Source organism: Mesorhizobium sp. STM 4661 (assembly GCF_000359125.1).
Lineage (GTDB): Bacteria > Pseudomonadota > Alphaproteobacteria > Rhizobiales > Rhizobiaceae > Mesorhizobium.
In genome coordinates this window covers 1-17,785 of record NZ_CAAF010000015.1, presented here as the reverse complement: position 1 = coordinate 17,785, position 17,785 = coordinate 1, and the positions used below count along the sequence as shown (strand labels likewise).

18 protein-coding genes are annotated in these 17,785 nt (G+C 64.1%); 11 read left to right on the top strand and 7 right to left on the bottom strand.

What is annotated here, in order from left to right; all coding sequences use genetic code 11:
• Nucleotides 1-206: 206 nt before the first annotated feature.
• The 7 genes from MESS4_RS04370 (at nt 207) to MESS4_RS04340 (ending at nt 6,979) form a co-directional block, all read left to right on the top strand.
• Nucleotides 207-1,217, top strand: a complete 1,011-nt coding sequence (locus MESS4_RS04370) for an MBL fold metallo-hydrolase (protein WP_081609637.1) — start codon at nt 207-209, stop codon at nt 1,215-1,217.
• Nucleotides 1,218-1,315: 98 nt separating this feature from the next.
• Nucleotides 1,316-1,477, top strand: a complete 162-nt coding sequence (locus MESS4_RS31690) for a DUF1328 family protein (RefSeq protein WP_006327034.1) — start codon at nt 1,316-1,318, stop codon at nt 1,475-1,477.
• An 86-nt stretch (nt 1,478-1,563) separates the two neighbouring features.
• On the top strand, nt 1,564-2,448 hold the full coding sequence (gene dapF / locus MESS4_RS04360) for a diaminopimelate epimerase (protein ID WP_006327032.1): 885 nt from the start codon (nt 1,564-1,566) through the stop codon (nt 2,446-2,448).
• A complete protein-coding gene (mtaB, locus tag MESS4_RS04355) occupies nt 2,448-3,761 on the top strand; it encodes a tRNA (N(6)-L-threonylcarbamoyladenosine(37)-C(2))-methylthiotransferase MtaB (RefSeq protein ID WP_006327030.1) in 1,314 nt (437 codons plus the stop codon). The genes dapF and mtaB overlap by 1 nt, the downstream gene beginning before the upstream one ends.
• A gap of 12 nt (nt 3,762-3,773) precedes the next feature.
• Nucleotides 3,774-5,612 (top strand): signal recognition particle-docking protein FtsY, encoded by a 1,839-nt coding sequence (gene ftsY / locus MESS4_RS04350; protein ID WP_006327029.1) that lies wholly within the window; start codon nt 3,774-3,776, stop codon nt 5,610-5,612.
• 61 nt (nt 5,613-5,673) lie between these two features.
• The gene (locus MESS4_RS04345) at nt 5,674-6,348 is read left to right on the top strand and encodes a septation protein A (protein ID WP_006327028.1); all 675 of its coding nucleotides are present in this window, start codon (nt 5,674-5,676) and stop codon (nt 6,346-6,348) included.
• A 10-nt stretch (nt 6,349-6,358) separates the two neighbouring features.
• Nucleotides 6,359-6,979 (top strand): pyridoxamine 5'-phosphate oxidase family protein, encoded by a 621-nt coding sequence (locus MESS4_RS04340; RefSeq protein ID WP_006327026.1) that lies wholly within the window; start codon nt 6,359-6,361, stop codon nt 6,977-6,979.
• A gap of 140 nt (nt 6,980-7,119) precedes the next feature.
• On the opposite strand, the gene MESS4_RS04335 is transcribed toward MESS4_RS04340, so the two are convergent.
• Both MESS4_RS04335 and MESS4_RS04330 read right to left on the bottom strand, forming a co-directional pair.
• Nucleotides 7,120-7,329: a 4-oxalocrotonate tautomerase family protein gene (locus MESS4_RS04335; RefSeq protein ID WP_006327023.1), complete on the bottom strand. Its 210-nt coding sequence runs from the start codon at nt 7,327-7,329 to the stop codon at nt 7,120-7,122.
• A gap of 159 nt (nt 7,330-7,488) precedes the next feature.
• Nucleotides 7,489-8,406 (bottom strand): SMP-30/gluconolactonase/LRE family protein, encoded by a 918-nt coding sequence (locus MESS4_RS04330; RefSeq protein ID WP_006327020.1) that lies wholly within the window; start codon nt 8,404-8,406, stop codon nt 7,489-7,491.
• A gap of 300 nt (nt 8,407-8,706) precedes the next feature.
• Between MESS4_RS04330 and MESS4_RS31685 the strand changes: the two genes are divergently transcribed.
• Nucleotides 8,707-8,874, top strand: coding sequence for a hypothetical protein (locus MESS4_RS31685; protein ID WP_006327010.1), 168 nt, complete (start codon nt 8,707-8,709; stop codon nt 8,872-8,874).
• 239 nt (nt 8,875-9,113) lie between these two features.
• Here the strand turns inward: MESS4_RS31685 and MESS4_RS04325 are convergent, their stop codons facing one another.
• Nucleotides 9,114-9,689: a DsbE family thiol:disulfide interchange protein gene (locus MESS4_RS04325; protein ID WP_006327009.1), complete on the bottom strand. Its 576-nt coding sequence runs from the start codon at nt 9,687-9,689 to the stop codon at nt 9,114-9,116.
• A complete protein-coding gene (gene ccmD / locus MESS4_RS04320; RefSeq protein ID WP_006327007.1) occupies nt 9,686-9,853 on the bottom strand; it encodes a heme exporter protein CcmD in 168 nt (55 codons plus the stop codon). Before ccmD ends, MESS4_RS04325 begins: the two co-directional genes overlap by 4 nt.
• Before the next feature lie 263 nt (nt 9,854-10,116).
• On the opposite strand from ccmD, the gene MESS4_RS04315 reads away from it, so the two are divergent.
• Nucleotides 10,117-11,328 carry an IS110 family transposase gene (locus MESS4_RS04315; protein ID WP_006327006.1) on the top strand — a complete coding sequence of 404 codons (1,212 nt, stop codon included), beginning with the start codon at nt 10,117-10,119 and terminating at the stop codon, nt 11,326-11,328.
• 134 nt (nt 11,329-11,462) lie between these two features.
• Here MESS4_RS04315 and ccmB read toward each other — a convergent pair whose 3' ends face one another.
• The gene (gene ccmB / locus MESS4_RS04310; protein ID WP_006327005.1) at nt 11,463-12,128 is read right to left on the bottom strand and encodes a heme exporter protein CcmB; all 666 of its coding nucleotides are present in this window, start codon (nt 12,126-12,128) and stop codon (nt 11,463-11,465) included.
• 229 nt (nt 12,129-12,357) lie between these two features.
• Entirely contained in the window at nt 12,358-12,966 is a 609-nt protein-coding gene (gene ccmA, locus MESS4_RS04305; protein ID WP_006327004.1) for a heme ABC exporter ATP-binding protein CcmA, read from the bottom strand.
• Nucleotides 12,967-13,251: 285 nt separating this feature from the next.
• Here ccmA and acnA point away from each other — a divergent pair, with 285 nt between their 5' ends.
• Entirely contained in the window at nt 13,252-15,942 is a 2,691-nt protein-coding gene (gene acnA / locus MESS4_RS04300) for an aconitate hydratase AcnA (protein WP_006327002.1), read from the top strand.
• 46 nt (nt 15,943-15,988) lie between these two features.
• On the opposite strand, the gene MESS4_RS04295 is transcribed toward acnA, so the two are convergent.
• Nucleotides 15,989-16,663 carry a ceramidase domain-containing protein gene (locus tag MESS4_RS04295; RefSeq protein WP_006327001.1) on the bottom strand — a complete coding sequence of 225 codons (675 nt, stop codon included), beginning with the start codon at nt 16,661-16,663 and terminating at the stop codon, nt 15,989-15,991.
• Between the two features lie 186 nt (nt 16,664-16,849).
• Between MESS4_RS04295 and MESS4_RS04290 the strand changes: the two genes are divergently transcribed.
• On the top strand, nt 16,850-17,617 hold the full coding sequence (locus tag MESS4_RS04290) for a thioredoxin family protein (RefSeq protein ID WP_036240679.1): 768 nt from the start codon (nt 16,850-16,852) through the stop codon (nt 17,615-17,617).
• Nucleotides 17,618-17,785: the final 168 nt, after the last annotated feature.

Below are 17,785 nucleotides of genomic sequence, written 5' to 3'. Positions count from 1 at the left end.
ATATGGTTAAAATACGGTTTGCGGTAAGATTTGTGGCAAATTTATCACGGTTACTGACTCACGATACCGTCCTTCAGCGGCAAATCGCAAACTTTCAAGATTGGCGGAAACCATCTTCGCTTGGCGGCCGGCGGCCCACCAAGTGCTTGCGCTAACCGGCTTCAGCCCTATCTGTGATGAAACCGAAATCTGCCGGAGCCGAAACCTTGGCCGCGAGAAAGAGAGCCGCCAATCGCTACTACAGCGGCCCGCCCAGCGATCATTTCGACGGCACCTTGTTCTTCAACCCAAATGGCAAGCCGCCGGGCCGTTTTTCCGACCTGCTGAAATGGCAGCTGGGCGGCGAACGCTCCAAATGGCCGGCGGCCCACCCAAGCCCGTTTCACCAGGCAAGACCGGCCGAGCGCATCGAGGGCGCCGGCCTGCGGCTCACCATGGTCGGCCATTCCTCGCTGCTCATCCAGACGGCCGGGCTGAACATCCTCACCGATCCGGTCTGGTCGCCCCGCGTCTCGCCACTCTCCTTTGCCGGGCCGAAACGGGTCAATCCGCCGGGCATCGCCTTTTCCAATTTGCCGCCGATCGACCTCGTTCTGGTCAGCCACAACCACTACGACCATCTCGACCTCGCCACGCTGAAGCGGCTGAAGGCCAGGCACGACCCGCTGGTGCTGACGCCGCTCGGCAACGACGCCGTCATCGACGACGCCGTGCCTGGCATGCGGCTGTCGGTGCATGACTGGGGCGACCGGGTCGACATCACGAAGGAGGTCGCCGTGCATGTCGAGCCGGTGCATCACTGGTCGGCGCGCGGCGCGCGCGACCGGCGCATGGCGCTGTGGGCGGGTTTCGTGGTCGAGACTCCGGCCGGAAAGGTCTATTTCGCCGGCGACACCGGTTTCCACGGCGGCACCAATTACCGGCTGATGGCCGAGAAACATGGCGGCTTCCGCCTCGCCATCCTGCCGATCGGCGCCTATGAGCCGCGCTGGTTCATGGCGCCGCAGCACCAGAACCCGGAGGAGGCGGTGCAAGGCATGAAGCTTTGCAACGCCGCCCATGCCGCCGGCTGCCACTGGGGCACGTTCCAGCTCACCAACGAGCCGATCGACGAACCGGCCCGGAAACTGGCCGAGGCACTGGACGCCGAAGGCCTGCCGCGGGAATGCTTTCGCGCCTTGCGGCCCGGCGAGATCTGGGACGTGCCGACGGTCTGATTATCCGCTGCTTGACAGATGGCAGGGGTCAGGCGGCGGAACCCAAGCCTTGGAAACGCGTTTGCCCCACAACGCATTTTGGCCGGGAGCTGATTTCCATGATCAAATGGATCATCATTCTTCTGATCGTCGCTGCCGCGGCAAGCCTGCTCGGCATGCCGGCGCTGGCCGGAGCCGCCGCCACCGGCGCCCGCATTCTCATCGGCATCGTTCTCCTCATCTTCCTGCTCATCGTGCTCGGCGTCTTCGCGGTGACGTGAACGGCGCGCCGCACTGGTAATTCCGGCCCGTTTCCGCCATATAGCGCCAAACGGACACGGCCAACGGACGCGGAACCACCGGAGCAATGGCAGGCACTGCCCCCTTCGCCAAGATGAACGGCATCGGCAACGAGATCATCGTTGCCGATATGCGCGGTCGCGTCGATCGGGTCACACCTTCGGCAGCCATTGCGCTGAATGGCGACACTGCCACGAAATTCGATCAGATCATGGCGATCCACGACGCCAGAACCCCGGGCACGGCCTTTTTCATCGACATATTGAATTCCGACGGCACCGGTGCGCAGGCTTGCGGCAACGGCATGCGCTGCGTCGTCCAGGCGCTCGCCGCCGAGACTGGCCGCAAGACCTTCACCTTCGAGACCGTTGCCGGCATCCTCAATGCCAGGGAACATGCCGACGGGTCGATCTCGGTCGACATGGGCACACCGCGTTTTGGCTGGCGGGACATCCCGTTGGCCGAGGAGTTCCGCGACACCCGCATGATCGAATTGCAGATCGGCCCGATCGACGCGCCGGTGCTGCATTCGCCCTCGGTCGTCTCGATGGGCAATCCGCACGCCATCTTCTGGGTCGACCGCGACGTCTGGTCCTACGAGCTCGACCGTTTCGGCCCGTTGCTCGAGAACCATCCGATCTTCCCCGAGCGCGCCAACATCACGATTGCTCAGGTGACCTCGCCAGAGACCATGGTCATCCGCACCTGGGAGCGCGGCGCCGGCCTGACCAAGGCCTGCGGCTCGGCCGCATGTGCCGCCGTCGTCGCTGCCGCCCGCACCAAGCGCACCGGACGCAGCGTCACGCTGATGACGCCCGGCGGCGGCTCGCTCCATGTCGAATGGCGCGACGACGACCACGTCATCCTCACCGGGGCCGCCGAATGGGAATTTTCCGGCAGCTTCGACCCGTCGACCGGCGTCTGGGCGCGCGACACCGAAAGCGCCGCCTGATGGGCGCTGTCTCCAAGGGCCCAATTTCCAACGGCATTGAGGTCGTCACCTTCGGCTGCCGGCTGAACACCTACGAATCCGAAGTGATGCGCCGCGAGGCGGAAAGCGCCGGCCTCGGTACGCTGGAAGGCGGCGCCATCATCTTCAACACCTGCGCGGTCACCGGCGAGGCGGTGCGCCAGGCCAGGCAGTCGATCCGCAAGGCCCGCCGCGAGAACCCGGCCGCCCGCATCATCGTCACCGGCTGCGCCGCGCAGACCGAGCCGCGGAATTTCACCGCCATGGACGAGGTCGATCTCGTGCTCGGCAATGAGGAGAAGCTCAAGGCGCATTCCTATCGCGCGCTGCCCGATTTCGGCGTCAACGACACCGAGAAGGCGCGCGTCAACGACATCTTCTCGGTGCGCGAGACGGCCGGCCACATGGTCGACGCCATCGAGGGCCGGGCGCGCGCCTTCGTCCAGGTGCAGAATGGCTGCGACCACCGCTGCACCTTCTGCATCATTCCCTATGGCCGCGGCAATTCGCGCTCGGTGCCGATGGGCGCCGTGGTCGAGCAGGTCAAGCGGCTCAGCGACAATGGCTATGCCGAGATCGTGCTGACCGGGGTCGACATGACCAGCTTCGGCGCCGACCTGCCGGGCGCCCCGAAGCTTGGCAAATTGGTCAAGACGATCCTGAAGCAGGTGCCCGGCGTAAAACGCCTGCGGCTTTCTTCCATCGATTCGATCGAGGCCGACGATGATTTGCTCGACGCCATTGCCACCGAGCCACGGCTGATGCCGCATCTGCATCTGTCGCTGCAATCCGGCGACGACATGATCCTGAAGCGGATGAAGCGTCGGCACAGCCGAGACCAGTCGATCCGCTTCTGCGAGGATGTCAGGAAACTGCGCCCCGGCATCGTCTTCGGCGCCGACATCATCGCCGGCTTCCCGACCGAGACCGAGGCGATGTTCGAGAATTCGCTGAAAATCGTCGAGGAGTGCGGCCTGACGCATCTGCACGTCTTTCCGTTCAGCCCACGCGAAGGCACACCGGCCGCGCGTATGCCGCAGCTCCGCCGCGAAGTGGTCAAGCAACGCGCCGCCCGGCTGCGCGCAGCCGGTGAAGCCGCTTATATCAGGCATTTGTCTTCGCTCGCCGGCACCCGCCAGTCGATCCTGGTCGAGCGCGACGGCCTCGGCCGCACCGAAGGGTTTACACTAGCCGCGATCGCTGCGGGCGGGCCGGGCGAGATCGTCGAGGCTGATATCGCCGGCCATGACGGTATCAGCCTGATCGCGGCGCCGCTTGCTGCCCGCGCCGCCTGAGACAGTTGAAGCATGGCTGGTTTTTTCAAGAAGATATTTTCGTTCGGCAGGAAGGAAGTCGTCGAGGAGCGCATCGACGAGACCGCCCCGCTGCCGCCGATCAAATGGGACGCGCTGGAGGCGCTGAAGCCGGCGGCCGAGCAGACCGTTCCTCACCCTCCCCTTGATGGGGAGGGTCGCCCTGAAGCGGCGGGGCGGGGTGACAGCGCCGGCGCCAGTCACCCCCACCCCCGAGCTGCGCTCGGGACCTCCCCCATCGAGGGGGAGGTAAGGCCCGCGCCCGAAGAGCCAAAGCCCGAACCGGCCCCGACCATTCCGTCCGAGCCGGAGGTCCAGCCGGAGCCTGCGCCGGTCGAGCCGCAACCGGTCGAACCGGAAGCGCCGGCCGAGGAGCCGCCGCCCGAACCGACACCGTCAATTCCGCCCGAACCGGAAGTCCAGCCGGAGCCTGCGCCGGTCGAGCAGCCCCCAGCGAAACCTGAAGCGCCTGCTGAGCAGCCGGTGCCCGGGGAGATTCCGGCGACCCCCAAGCCGACTCGGCCGCCGGGGCCTCAGAAAACTCCTGAGCCGAAGCCGAGGCAACCGGAGATCGTCCCGCCTCAGCCGGAAAAACAACCGGAACCCGCACCTGTCGAGGTGCCGCCGCAGCCTGTCGTCGAGCCGCCCCCGGCAACGCGTGAACCCGTAGCCCCGCCGGCCGAAATCCCGCCCCCCATTCGCCAGCCAGCGCCGGTCGAGACACAGCCGGTACGTGCCGAGATCGCGCCCGAACCCGAGGCCATACCAGCGCCTCACCCTCCCCTCGATGGGGAGGTAAAGCCCGAGCCCGTCCCGCAACCCGCACCCGAGCCAAAACCTGCGGTCGGCAAGGTGACCGTCACCAAGAAGGTCGAGCAGAAGGCGGAACCGCAGAAGGCGCCGGAGCCGGCGCCAAGGCGCTCATGGTTCCAGCGCATGAAGGACGGGCTCGCCCGTTCATCCCGGGAGCTCACCGGCAACATCGCCGGCGTCTTTACCAAGAGGAAGCTCGACGAGGACACGCTGCAGGATCTGGAGGACGTGCTGATCCGCGCCGACCTCGGTATGGAAACCGCCCTGCGCGTCACCGATGCGCTGGCCGCCAGCCGCTACGGCAAGGATGTCTCCGATACCGAAGTGCGCGCCATTATGGCGGCCGAGGTGGAGAAGGTGCTGACCCATGTTGCCATGCCGCTGGAGCTCGACCTTTCCCACAAGCCGCATGTCATCCTGGTCGTCGGCGTCAACGGCACCGGCAAGACCACGACCATCGGCAAGCTGGCGGCCAAGCTCACCGATGGCGGCCTGTCGGTGATGCTCGCCGCCGGCGACACTTTCCGCGCCGCCGCGATCGAGCAGTTGAAGATCTGGGGCGAGCGCACGAAATCGCCGGTCATTGCCTCGAAACTCGGCGCCGACGCCGCCGGCCTCGCTTACGACGCCTTCGAGCGGGCCAAGGAAGCTGGCTCCGACGTGCTGATCATCGATACCGCCGGCCGCCTGCAGAACAAGACCGAGCTGATGGCGGAGCTGGAGAAGATCGTGCGCGTGCTGGGCAAGCTCGACCCGGAAGCGCCGCACACCGTGCTGCAGACGGTCGACGCCACCACCGGCCAGAACGCGCTCAACCAGGTCGAGATCTTCCGCAATGTCGCCGGCGTCAACGGCCTGGTGATGACCAAGCTGGACGGCACGGCGCGCGGCGGTATTCTGGTGGCGATCGCGGCAAAGCATAAATTGCCGGTCTATTTCATCGGCGTCGGCGAACAGGTCGACGACCTCGAACCTTTCTCGGCAAGCGAATTCGCCAGGGCGATCGCTGGAGTGGCCTAAAAAAGCATGACCTCAAAAAGTTGCAGGCTTTTTGGACAAGATCATGCGTAAGAAGGAAACCATGAACCCTCCCATTCTCGAACGCGACCCGTCAGACCCGCAAAAGCAGAAGAAGGAAAGCGTCAATCCGCTGCTCAAGCTGGTGCTGGAACTCGGCCCGCTGATGGTGTTCTTCTTCGCCAATGCACGCGGCGAATGGCTGACGCAGAAATTTCCTGCCCTTGCCGAATTCGGCGGGCCGATCTTCGTCGCCACAGGCCTGTTCATGGCCGCGACCGCGATCGCGCTGATCGCGTCCTGGCTGCTCACCCGCACCTTGCCGATCATGCCGATGGTGTCGGGCGTCGTCGTCTTCGTCTTCGGCGCGCTGACACTTTATCTGCAGGACGATATCTTCATCAAGATGAAGCCGACCATCGTCAACACGCTGTTCGGCGGCGCGCTGCTCGGCGGCCTGTTCTTCGGCAAATCGCTGCTCGGCTATGTCTTCGATTCGGCCTTCAGCCTCGATGCCGAGGGCTGGCGCAAGCTCACCTTCCGCTGGGGGCTGTTCTTCCTGTTCCTGGCCCTTGTCAACGAAGTGGTCTGGCGGAATTTTTCCACCGATGCATGGGTTACCTTCAAGGTCTGGGGCATCATGCCGATCACGCTTCTGTTCACATTCAGCCAGATGCCGCTGATCCTGCGCCATTCGCTCGAGGACAAGACCGAGAACGCAAAGAAGGCCGGCAAATAGGGAGACGGGGATGGAGTTCATCACCACGCGCGAAGAGCTGAGGACGGTCTACAAGACGCCCCGGCCGACCGATGGCTCGATCCGTAAGGAGTTGAGGGCGCTGGACGGCCACTGCCGCTCCTTCATCGGCAAGAGCCCGTTCGTACTGATCGGCTCCTCCGACGGCGCCGGCAATGCCGACGTGACGCCGAAGGGCGACAAGCCTGGTTTCACCACCGTGCTCGACGAGAGGACCATCGCCATCCCCGACCGCCCCGGCAACAACCGGCTGGATACGCTGGAGAACATCCTTCTCAACCCGTCGATCGGCCTGCTGTTCCTCATTCCGGGCATGAACGAGACACTGCGCGTCAATGGCGATGCCCGCATCACCGTCGATGCCGGCTTGCGCGAGCGCCTCGCCGTCGACGGCAAGGAGCCGCAAAGCGTCGTCGTGGTGTCGGTGAAGGCCGCCTACATGCATTGCGCCAAGGCCTTCATGCGCTCCGACCTGTGGAAGCCGGAGACCTGGTACGACCGCGCGACGCTGCCGACGCTCGGCCAGATCATGCGCGACCAGTTGGCGCTCGCCGATTCCGCCGAGGCGACGGATCGCTGGCTGGACGAGGAATACAAACATACGATGTGGTAATTCTCCTCGGACAAGAATGGCCCGAGCCGGTTCCTTCCCTTGCTTGATATCCTCGCCACCTCCGGCAGTCTGCGGGCCGCCTCCATCTGCCTGCCTTCCAGCGCTGGTGGTTGGCGAAAGCCGAAGCGGCTGCTGCGGAATTAACTCTTGCCTCTTAGCGTCTCGACATCGGTCTTGCCGACATACCAATCGCGGGCGTTGACCTCCTCGAAGACCACCCAGACGTCGTCATTGCCCAATCCGGTGGCGTCCATGATGGCCGCCGTGATCTTTTTGGCGATGTCAGCCTTCTTGCCGGCGGGGTCGGCGGCGATCACTTCCTTGACGATGCGGATGTTGACGAATGGCATGACGTTCTCCCTTTGAACTGTGTTGGCTGCCGTCAGCAAGCTGATTCGAAATTCGCTCTGGCGAACCGCGTGGTGGCACCGGGAACCGCGGCGCGGCAGGCACTGCAGGTAAGCGCAAAAACGCCATCAAAGGCCGCCAGAGAAGAGTTTCGAACAGCCTCAATAGGTTTTGGCCCCGTTGACCATCAGCCGGACCATGTAAAGCGAGGTCGTGCCGGCGATATAGAGGCAGTTCAGCTTGTTGCCGCCGAACACGCAATTGGCGGTCACCTCAGGCACCTTGACCTTGCCGATCAGCGTTCCGTCCGGATCGTAGCAATGGATGCCGTCGGCCGCACTCGTCCAGATGCGCCCGTCCGCGTCGAGTCGGAAACCGTCGAACAGGCCGGCCGTGCAGTCGGCGAAGATTTTTTCGCCCGAAACCTTCTTGCCGCCCTTGCCGACATTGAACACCCGCATATGCGCCGGATTCTGCGCGCCATGCGTGCGGCCGGTGTCGACGACATAAAGCTTGCTCTCGTCGAGCGAGAAGGCAAGCCCGTTGGGCCTGACCATGTCGGTGATGACCGCCTCGACATCGCCTGTGCCGGGATCGACCCGGTAAACATGGCAGGCGCCGATCTCGCTCTCGGCCTTGTCGCCCTCATAATCCGTGTCGATGCCATAGGTCGGGTCGGTGAACCAGATCGAGCCGTCGGACTTCACCACGGCATCGTTTGGCGAGTTGAACCGCTTGCCGCGCCATTTGGCGGCAAGGGTGGTGATCGAGCCGTCATACTCGGTACGGCTGACACGGCGGCCCGAATGCTCGCAGGTGACCAGCCGGCCCTGCCGGTCGACCGTGTTGCCGTTGGAGTTGCCTGACGGCTGGCGGAACACGCCGACGCTGCCGTCGATCTCGTCATGGCGCAGCATGCGGTTGTTGGGGATGTCGGACCAGACCACATAGCGGCCGGCCGCGAACCAGGCCGGCCCTTCCGCCCATCGGCACCCGGTGAACAGCTTGTCCACTTGCGCATTGCCGTTGAACAGCCGCGCAAAGCGCGGATCGAGAATTTCGTAGTCTTCGGCGGCCATGTTTCCTCCCAGTCAGCAATCGCAATGTCGGCGCGATCAAGCCAGCCGGCGATCGATATGGCAAGATCGATCGTGGCGCAGCCTCGCAATTTGTATGACAAAACAGATCGATGGGGCACGGGGTGATGGAATGCCGCTTCGTCGAAGTCATGGCCGCGGCGCCGTTAACCCGCTATGCGTGCAGCGCAATGGTGCATTGCAACATCTTCTTTTTGCAACGCACAATGACTATGTCATGATCCGTATAGATCAAGGGAGGAACAACCGGCCGCGGGAATGCGGCACAGAAGGAACCTTGCTATGATCCTCGACAGTCTCATGAGCCGCGCTCGCGCAAGCATCGCCAAGCGCCGCCAGTACAATCGCCTCGTCGCCGAAATCGACAGTTTCTCCAGCCGCGATCTGGCCGACATGCGTGCCGACCGCTCAGAAATGCTCTACCAGGTCCACAAGCAGATCTACGGCTGAGCAGCATCACCTTCGTCATCCTAGGGCGTAGCGACGCAAAGCGGAGCGCAGACCCTAGGATCCATGCCGTGACCTTCGAGCATCCGCAACGGTGCAGAATCTCTGTCCAGCATCACTTAGCGGGCGATTATTTTGCCCCGCTGCATTCTTTGGCTGATGTCACGGCATGGATCCCGGGGTCTGCGCCGCGTCGCTTCGCTCCTTGCTTCGCCCCAGGATGACGAAGCCTAGCGGACACATCACCCCGGTGCCGCCAGCGCTTTCTCGATCTGTGGCAAAAGCAGCGTCTGAGCCGACTCTGGTGTCAGCGGACCGACATGCTTGTAGGCGATCTTGCCGTCCTTGCCGATGACGAAGGTTTCCGGCACGCCATAGACACCCCAATCGATCGCCGCGCGCCCCGCTTCGTCGACGCCGATCGCCTGGAACGGATTGCCGAGATCGCCAAGGAAGCGGCGGGCATTTTCCGGCCGGTCCTTGTAGTTCAGCGCCGCCATGACGAAGCGCTTGTCCCGTGACAGGGCTAGCAGCACCGGATTCTCTTCCCGGCACGGCGCGCACCAAGATGCAAAGACATTGACCAGCGTGACCTTGCCGGCGAAGGCTTTCGAATCGAGGCCGGGCAGGCTCACACCCTCCAGCGCCGGCAGGTTTGTCTGTGGCGCCGGCAGGCCGATCAGCGCCGACGGCACGTCCGAAGCGTCACGGCCGGACAAAAGCTGCGACAGGAACAGCCCCGCCAGCGCAAGGAAGATCAGCAACGGCAACAGCACGATCAGGCGCCGGCGCGCGGGTGCCTCTGTCTGCGTGTTCATGATTTCCCAGCCTTGTCGGATCGGCGTCGCACGCCGGATGCTTCCAGTTCGGCGAGATCCCGTTTACGCGCCCGCTGGTCGATGAGGAGCCAGCCGATCAGCCCGGCCAGAACCACGGCCGTGATGGCATAGGCGGCTGTGACATAGAGCGCATGCACGCTCATCAGGCAACCTCACGATTGCGTTGAATCAGTTTAAGAGCTGATTGGGCGTTGGTCCCGCGCCACCGTGACGACTGCCAAGGTCGCTTGCCCCACGAGGGCCCGCATGAGACCCGCGGCGTTGCGGTGGCCGGGAGTTCCAGACGGGCTACAGGAAGATGCGCCACGGACAATTCGGCCAAGATGCGTCCAGAGCGCCGATTGATGAGCACCCCGCGAGAGCTCCCGGCACCGGGCACCATACTCCAGTTTGTTGAGGTGCATCCATGACCATTTTCGTCGGTCTCGATTGGGGCGGATCGAGCCATGCCGTTTGTATCGTCGACCCCGCCGGCAAGATCCTCGACCACTTTAGCGTCGCCCATGATCGGGACGGTCTTGCCGATCTCATTGCCCGCCTGCGCCGGTACGGCCCGCCCGGTGCGATACCGATCGCCATCGAGCGGCCCAGCGGGCTTCTCGTCGACGTGCTGGTCGAGGCCGGGTTCGTTGTCACCCCGGCTCATCCCAATGTCGTCAAGGCCTGCCGGCCCCGTTATCGCGCCGTCGCCGCCAAGAGCGATCACGGTGACGCCTACATCCTTGCCGACGTCCCGCGGACCGACGGTCACCGGCTGGTCCCGCTCAAACCACAGTCCGACGCCATCAAGGCGCTGCGGGCGCTGGTGCGCGGCCGTGACGATCTCGTCGCCACAAGGCTCGTGCTCGCTAACCAGTTGCGTGCCCTGCTCGACAGCTTCTGGCCAGGAGCCGCCGGCCTGTTCGCTGACATCGCAAGCCCGATCGCGCTGGCGTTCATCCAGCGCTATCCAACGCCGGAAAGCGCCAGCCGCCTCGCTGACAAGCGCATGGCCGCCTTCCTCGCCCAGAACCAGTATTGCGGCCGCCGAAGCGTCGCCGATGTGCTCGGCCGGCTGCGCTCCGCTCCCAGCCCAACAGCCGCCGAAGCCGAGGCCGACGCCAAGGGCGAACTCGCCCGCGCCATCGCCACCGCTCTCGAAAGCCTTGTTGGCCAGATCGCCAAGCTCTCCAGCCGCATCGAACATGCCGTTGCCGAACTTCCCGAGGGACGCATCGTCATGTCGTTTCCGCGCGCCGGAAAAATCTGCGCCGCCCAGATCACCGCCGAGCTGGGCGACGTGCGCACCCGCTTCCAAAGCGAGGATCATCTCGCCGCCGAGGCCGGTGTCGCGCCCGTCACTTATCAAAGCGGAAAATCTCGCAGCGTTGCCTGGCGATGCGCCTGCAACAAACGCCTGCGCGCCGCTGTCACCTGCTTCGCTGACAACTCCAGACATGCCAGCCCATGGGCCGCGAAAGTCTATCAAGAGGCCAGAAGCCGAGGATGTCGCCACCCTCATGCCGTGCGCATCCTCGCTCGTGCATGGCTGCGCATCCTCTGGAGAGCATGGCGGGCCTCCATCCCCTATGATCCCCAAAAACACCCAGCAGCTCGTGCCATCAGCACCAAGGGTTGACACAGGAAGTCTCATGCCTGCCGCTCCGCGAGCGCGCAGCTTTCCAACCCGGCCATTTCACCTCGTTCGAACATGCTTTTCCTTAGCCCCGTGCCATCGGCTTCGCAATTGGCCGCCGCGCCGCAGCCTTTGCCCTAATCCGTTCCGTGGCGCAGCGCCAGCGCCGCCGCCACCGGCCCCAGCACGGCAAGAAACAGGGTCAGCGCGGCAAGAATGAGGAAGGGCTGCAGGAACGGATCGGGATCCGCCACCGCGCCATAGCTTGCCGAGACGCCGAAGATCAGCACCGGAATGGTCAGCGGCAGCACCAGCACCGAGATCAAGAGCCCGCCGCGCGGCAGCGCCACCGCCACCGCGGCACCGGCCGCACCGATGAAGGTGATCGCCGGCGTGCCGACCAGAAGGGTCAGCGCCGTGGCGCCGATGCCGACCGGCGCCATATTCATGAACAGGCCGAGCAAGGGTGCGGCGACGACCAGCGGCAGCACGCTGCCCACCCAATGCGCCAGGCATTTCACCAGCACCGTCAGCGCCAGCATGTGCCGGTCGTTGCCGAGCACCAGCAGATCGAGCGAGCCGTCTTCCCGGTCGGCCTGGAACAGCCGGTCGAGGCCGAGCAGACAGGCGAGCAAGGCCGATATCCACAGGATCGCCGGCCCGATGCGGGCAAGCAGATTGAGGTCCGGCCCGACGCCGAAGGGGATGGTGACGATAACGGCGAGAAAGAAAATCACGCCGGTCAGCGCCCCGCCGCCGGCACGGATACTGAGACGGATGTCGCGCAGGAACAGGGCTAGCATTGGCGAGGCGCTTCTGGGGGTTGGCTGCGCTCTCTCCAACGACGGCGTTCCTTCACACCCCCCTCTGTCCTGCCGGACATCTCCCCCGCAAGGGGGGAGATTGGCAGCTCTGCTGATAGCGCCTTTCCTCCAATGCTGGTAATTGGCGAAGGCCGATGTGACGTCCGATCTCCCCCCTTGCGGGGGAGATGTCCGGCAGGACAGAGGGGGGTGGGCGGGAACGCCGACATTACCGAGTTTCCCCCATCCTCAATTCCTTCGCCCCCTCGATCCCCAGCGGCAGATGCGTCGCCGCAACGACCATCCCTCCGTCCTCGAGATGCCCACGCATCACCTCGCCAAACCGCTCTTCCGAAGCCTTGTCCAATCCCGCCGTCGGCTCGTCGAGCAGCCACAAAGGCCGCCGGCTGACCAGCAATTTTGCGATCGCGGCGCGGCGGCGTTGCCCGGTCGAGAGATAGCCGAACGGCAGATGGCCGATGCCGCCGAGCCCCACCGTTTCCAGCGCCTCTTCGACACTCAAGAAATCCGCACCCGAGAAATCGCGCCAGAAGCGCTGATTCTCCGCCACGCTCAGCGCCGCCTTCATCGCGTTCTGGTGGCCGAGATAGTGGCAGGCCGAGGCGACCGACGGAAAAAACTCGGCTCCGCCCTCGATCCGCACACGACCTTCCACCGCCGGCAGCAGCCCGGCGATGACCCTCAGCAGCGTCGATTTACCCACGCCGTTCGGTCCGGTGACGATCAGCGCCTGACCATCATCAAGGGCAAATTCGATGCCGGAAAACACCGTTTCACCGCCCCGTTCGCCGCCCAGATTTTCGGCGATCAGCCGCATTCCTCGCCCGTCCCGAAAACGCCGCGCCGCGGCAGGCACCGCATCGCACAAAATAGCCTTTCGACTGTCTAGAACTATTCCAGAAAATTCTCTATATGCGGGGCATCCGTGCCAGCGGTCGGCACGGGAACAGAATTTGCGCCGAACCAGCGCACGCGCCGCCTTGAACGGCTCGGGTTGCTTGGGAACGGATAGCGGAAATGGCCGTACCCGCACCTTTGCGCGTGATTGCATGCCATCGGCGTCCGTTCCCTTTCAGGCTGAACAGACAAGGACGGATCGCACGTGTCAAAATCCCTCGACAGTTTCAATTGCCGCCGCACCCTGACCGCGGGTGGCGCCGACTATGCCTATTACGACCTCATCGAGGCCGAGAAGAACGGCCTCACCGGCATCGCCCAGCTGCCCTATTCGATGAAGGTGCTGCTGGAGAACCTTTTGCGCAACGAGGACGGCCGTTCCGTCACCAAGGAGAGCATCCAGGCGGTGGCCGGCTGGCTGACCGACAAGGGTACCGCCGGCGTCGAGATCGCCTATCGCCCGGCCCGTGTCCTGATGCAGGATTTCACCGGCGTCCCCGCCGTTGTCGATCTGGCCGCCATGCGCGACGCCATGGCCTCGCTCGGCGGCGACCCGCAGAAGATCAATCCGCTGGTGCCGGTCGACCTGGTCATCGACCACTCCGTCATCGTCGACGAATTCGGCACGCCGATGGCTTTCGCCAGGAATGTCGAGCTCGAATATGAGCGCAACGAAGAGCGCTACAAATTCCTGAAATGGGGCCAGCAGGCCTTCCGCAACTTCCGCGTCGTGCCGCCAGGCACCGGCATCTGCCACCAGGTCAATCTCGAATATCTCGGCCAGGTCGTGTGGACCAGCACCGAGGACGGCGAAACCACCGCCTATCCCGACACCTGCGTCGGCACCGATTCGCACACCACCATGATCAACGGCCTCGGCGTGCTCGGCTGGGGCGTCGGCGGCATCGAGGCCGAGGCCGCCATGCTCGGCCAGCCCGTCTCCATGCTGCTGCCCGAAGTCATTGGCTTCCGCCTCACCGGCAGGCTGAAGGAGGGCGTCACCGCCACCGACCTCGTGCTGACCGTCACCCAGATGCTGCGCAAGAAGGGCGTCGTCGGCAAGTTCGTCGAGTTCTTCGGTCCGGGCCTCTCCAATATGACGCTAGCCGACCGCGCCACCATCGGCAACATGGCGCCCGAATATGGCGCCACCTGCGGTTTTTTCCCGGTCGATAGCGAAACCATCCGCTATTTAACAATGTCCGGCCGCGAGGAGAACCGCATCGCGCTGGTCGAGGCCTATTCCAAGGCGCAAGGCCTATGGCGCGACACCGGTTCGACCGATCCGGTCTTCACCGACCTGCTCGAGCTCGACCTCGGCGATGTCGTGCCGTCGATGGCCGGCCCCAAGCGCCCGGAAGGGCGTGTTGCGCTGGAAGGCATTCCGGCCGGCTTCGCCAAGGCGATGGAGACCGAATACAAGAAGGCCGCCGAAATCCACAAGCGCTATGCCGTCGAAGGCACCGACCATGATCTCGGCCATGGCGATGTCGTCATCGCCGCTATCACCTCCTGCACCAACACCTCGAACCCGAGCGTGCTGATCGGCGCCGGGCTGTTGGCGCGCAATGCCAACCGCCTCGGCCTCAAGCAGAAGCCGTGGGTCAAGACCTCGCTGGCGCCGGGCAGCCAGGTGGTGGCCGAATATCTGGAGAAATCAGGCCTGCAGAAGGAGCTCGACCAGATCGGCTTCAACCTGGTCGGCTTCGGCTGCACCACCTGCATCGGCAATTCCGGCCCGCTGCCGGCCCCGATCTCCAAGACCATCAACGATAAAGGATTGATCGCTGCCGCGGTGCTCTCCGGCAACCGCAATTTTGAAGGCCGCGTCTCGCCCGACGTGCAGGCGAACTATCTGGCGTCGCCGCCGCTGGTCGTTGCTCACGCGTTGGCCGGGACGGTGACCAAGGATCTGACCACCGAGCCGCTCGGCGAGGACAAGAACGGCGAGCCGGTCTATCTTAGGGATATCTGGCCGAACTCAGCCGAGATCCAGGAGTTCATCGAGAAGAACGTGACGCGCGAGCTGTTCGCCCGCAAATATGCCGACGTCTTCAAGGGCGACGAATACTGGCAGAACGTCAAGGCGCCGGAAGGCCAGACCTATGCCTGGGACGACAACTCGACCTATGTGCAGAACCCGCCCTATTTCGCCGGCATGACGTCGGGCTTCGGCAAGATCGGCGACATCAAGGGCGCCCGTGTGCTCGGTCTCTTCGGCGACAAGATCACCACCGACCACATCTCTCCGGCAGGTTCCATCAAGGCCGCCTCACCGGCCGGCAAATACCTGACCGACCATGGCGTCGGCGTCGCCGACTTCAACCAGTACGGCACGCGGCGCGGCAACCACGAGGTGATGATGCGCGGCACCTTCGCCAACATCCGCATCCGCAACCACATGCTGGGCGAGAACGGCCGCGAGGGCGGTTACACCATCCACTATCCGTCGAAGGAGGAGACGTCGATCTACGACGCCGCCATGGAATACAAGAAGGAAGGCGTGCCGCTGGTCATCTTCGCCGGCGTCGAATACGGCAACGGCTCGTCGCGTGACTGGGCCGCCAAGGGAACGAATCTGCTCGGTGTCCGCGCGGTCATCGCCCAGTCCTTCGAGCGCATTCACCGCTCGAACCTGGTCGGCATGGGCGTCATCCCCTTCGTCTTCGAGGAAGGCACCTCCTGGGCCTCGCTCAACCTTAGGGGTGACGAGCTGGTCGAGATCGACGGGCTGGACGCCATCAAGCCGCGCCAGAAGATGGTCGCCAGGATCACCTATGGCGACGGCACGGTGAAGAACGTGCCGATCATCTGCCGCATCGATACGCTGGACGAGCTCGACTACTTCAAGAACGGCGGCATCCTGCGGTACGTGCTGCGCGATCTAGCTGCATAAGGCAGCAAGGGAATAGGGCTTAGGCAGTAGGGAATAGGACTACTGCCTACTGCCTACTGCCTACTGCCTTCCCAAACCGCGCCGTCGCCGCCAGCAGCACGCCGAGCATCACTGCGTTGAGGATGTGCCACAGGAAATGCGTGCCGAGCGGAAAGCCGCCGCAGACCAGCGGGTCGATCATCCTGCAGATCACCGACACCACGAAGATCGCCGAGCCCGCCAGATTGTACCAGCCGGCGCGATTGCCGCTGGCCGCCACCCAGGCGCCGAAGAAGGCAAGCGCCAGGAAGGGCGGCAGATAGCCGGTCGTGCCGTTCGATGCCTGGCGCAGCCAGTCCGGCACGGCGAAGGTGAGCAGCCCGGCGGCGGCATAGAAGGCGACGAAGACGACAATCGCCTTGCCCCATTTCATGCCGAGGAAACGACGCAGGTTGAACAGCGTGTAGGCCAGCGTGAAGCCGGCGATCGGCAGCACGTCGGCCCAGGCCGTGCCGTGATTGCCAAAGGTGTGGAACAGCGCCGAGCCGACGCCGATCGCCACCACCCACCAGGCCAGCATCTCGGCGAAGGTGCCGGTGCCACGGCGCCGCACCTCCCGGACACCCCACAGTCCGGCCGCGATGAAGGCGAGATTGGTCAAGGCATTGACCGGTTCGGCCCAGAGTTCCGGCCCGGTCCGCTCGCAATAGAGGTCGATCGGCGTCAGGAAAGTTTGCCACATTCTGATATTGCCGCCCGAATCGGTCGCTACCTGTGAGTGAGGGTCTCTCCTATTGCTATTGCGCCTTTGCCGGTGGTTGCAACGGCAAAATTTCACCGCAACGTGACTTCACGTTGACTGTCGCTTCTGCCACATATTTTAGCAATCAGAACAAGGCCGGCATCACCGGCGGGAATTGGAACGGTCATGACATCTCGAAGACCATTGCGGCTTGCGGCCCTTGCGCTGGCCTTCTCGGTGCTTGCCGGCAATGGTTTTGCCGGCGAGGCCGACAGGCCCCAGTCTGACCGGCCCTTGGGCGTGGTCGAGCTTTTCACCAGCCAGGGCTGCAATTCCTGCCCGCCGGCCGACGAGTTCTTCACCGAGCTTGCCGCCAGGGAGGACATTGTCGCGCTCGCCTACCATGTCGACTACTGGGACTATCTCGGCTGGCAGGACACGCTGAGCCGCAAGGAGAACACCGAGCGCCAATACGATTATATGCGCGCCTTCGGCAGCCGGTCCGTCTATACGCCGCAGGCCGTCATCAATGGCCGCAGCCATGTCAACGGCGCCAGCCGCAGGGAAGTCGATGGCGCGCTCGCCCGCATGGAGAAATCAGGCGAAGGCATGCGGGTCGGCATCAAGGTCAGCCGGACCAGCGACCGGGTCGTGATCGATACCGGCGATGCCGGAACCGGCCCCAGCGACGCCCACGTCGTCATCGTCTATTTCGACCCGCCGCAGACGGTCACGATCGCCAAGGGCGAGAACACCGGCCGCAGCATGACCTACTGGAACGCCGTCTCCGGCATCCAGACCGCCGGCATATGGAATGGCAAGGCGCAGCGCTACGAACTGCCGATGAGCGAGATTTCCAAGAAGAAGGGCGGCTGCGCCGTGCTGCTGCAATCGGTCGGCAAGGACGGCCTGCCCGGACCCATCCTGGGCGCCGCCTTCATCCGCAAGCCGTAAGCGGGCACCTCACCTTCTCCCCTTCTTGTGGGAGAAGGTGGATCGGCGCGCAGCGCCGAGACAAGGGGTGCTGGAAGGAATGAGGCGGCGGCGATTTCAAGCAAATTGCCAAGCTGGAACACCCCTCATCCGACCTCGCTTCGCTAGGCCACCTTCTCCCACAACAAG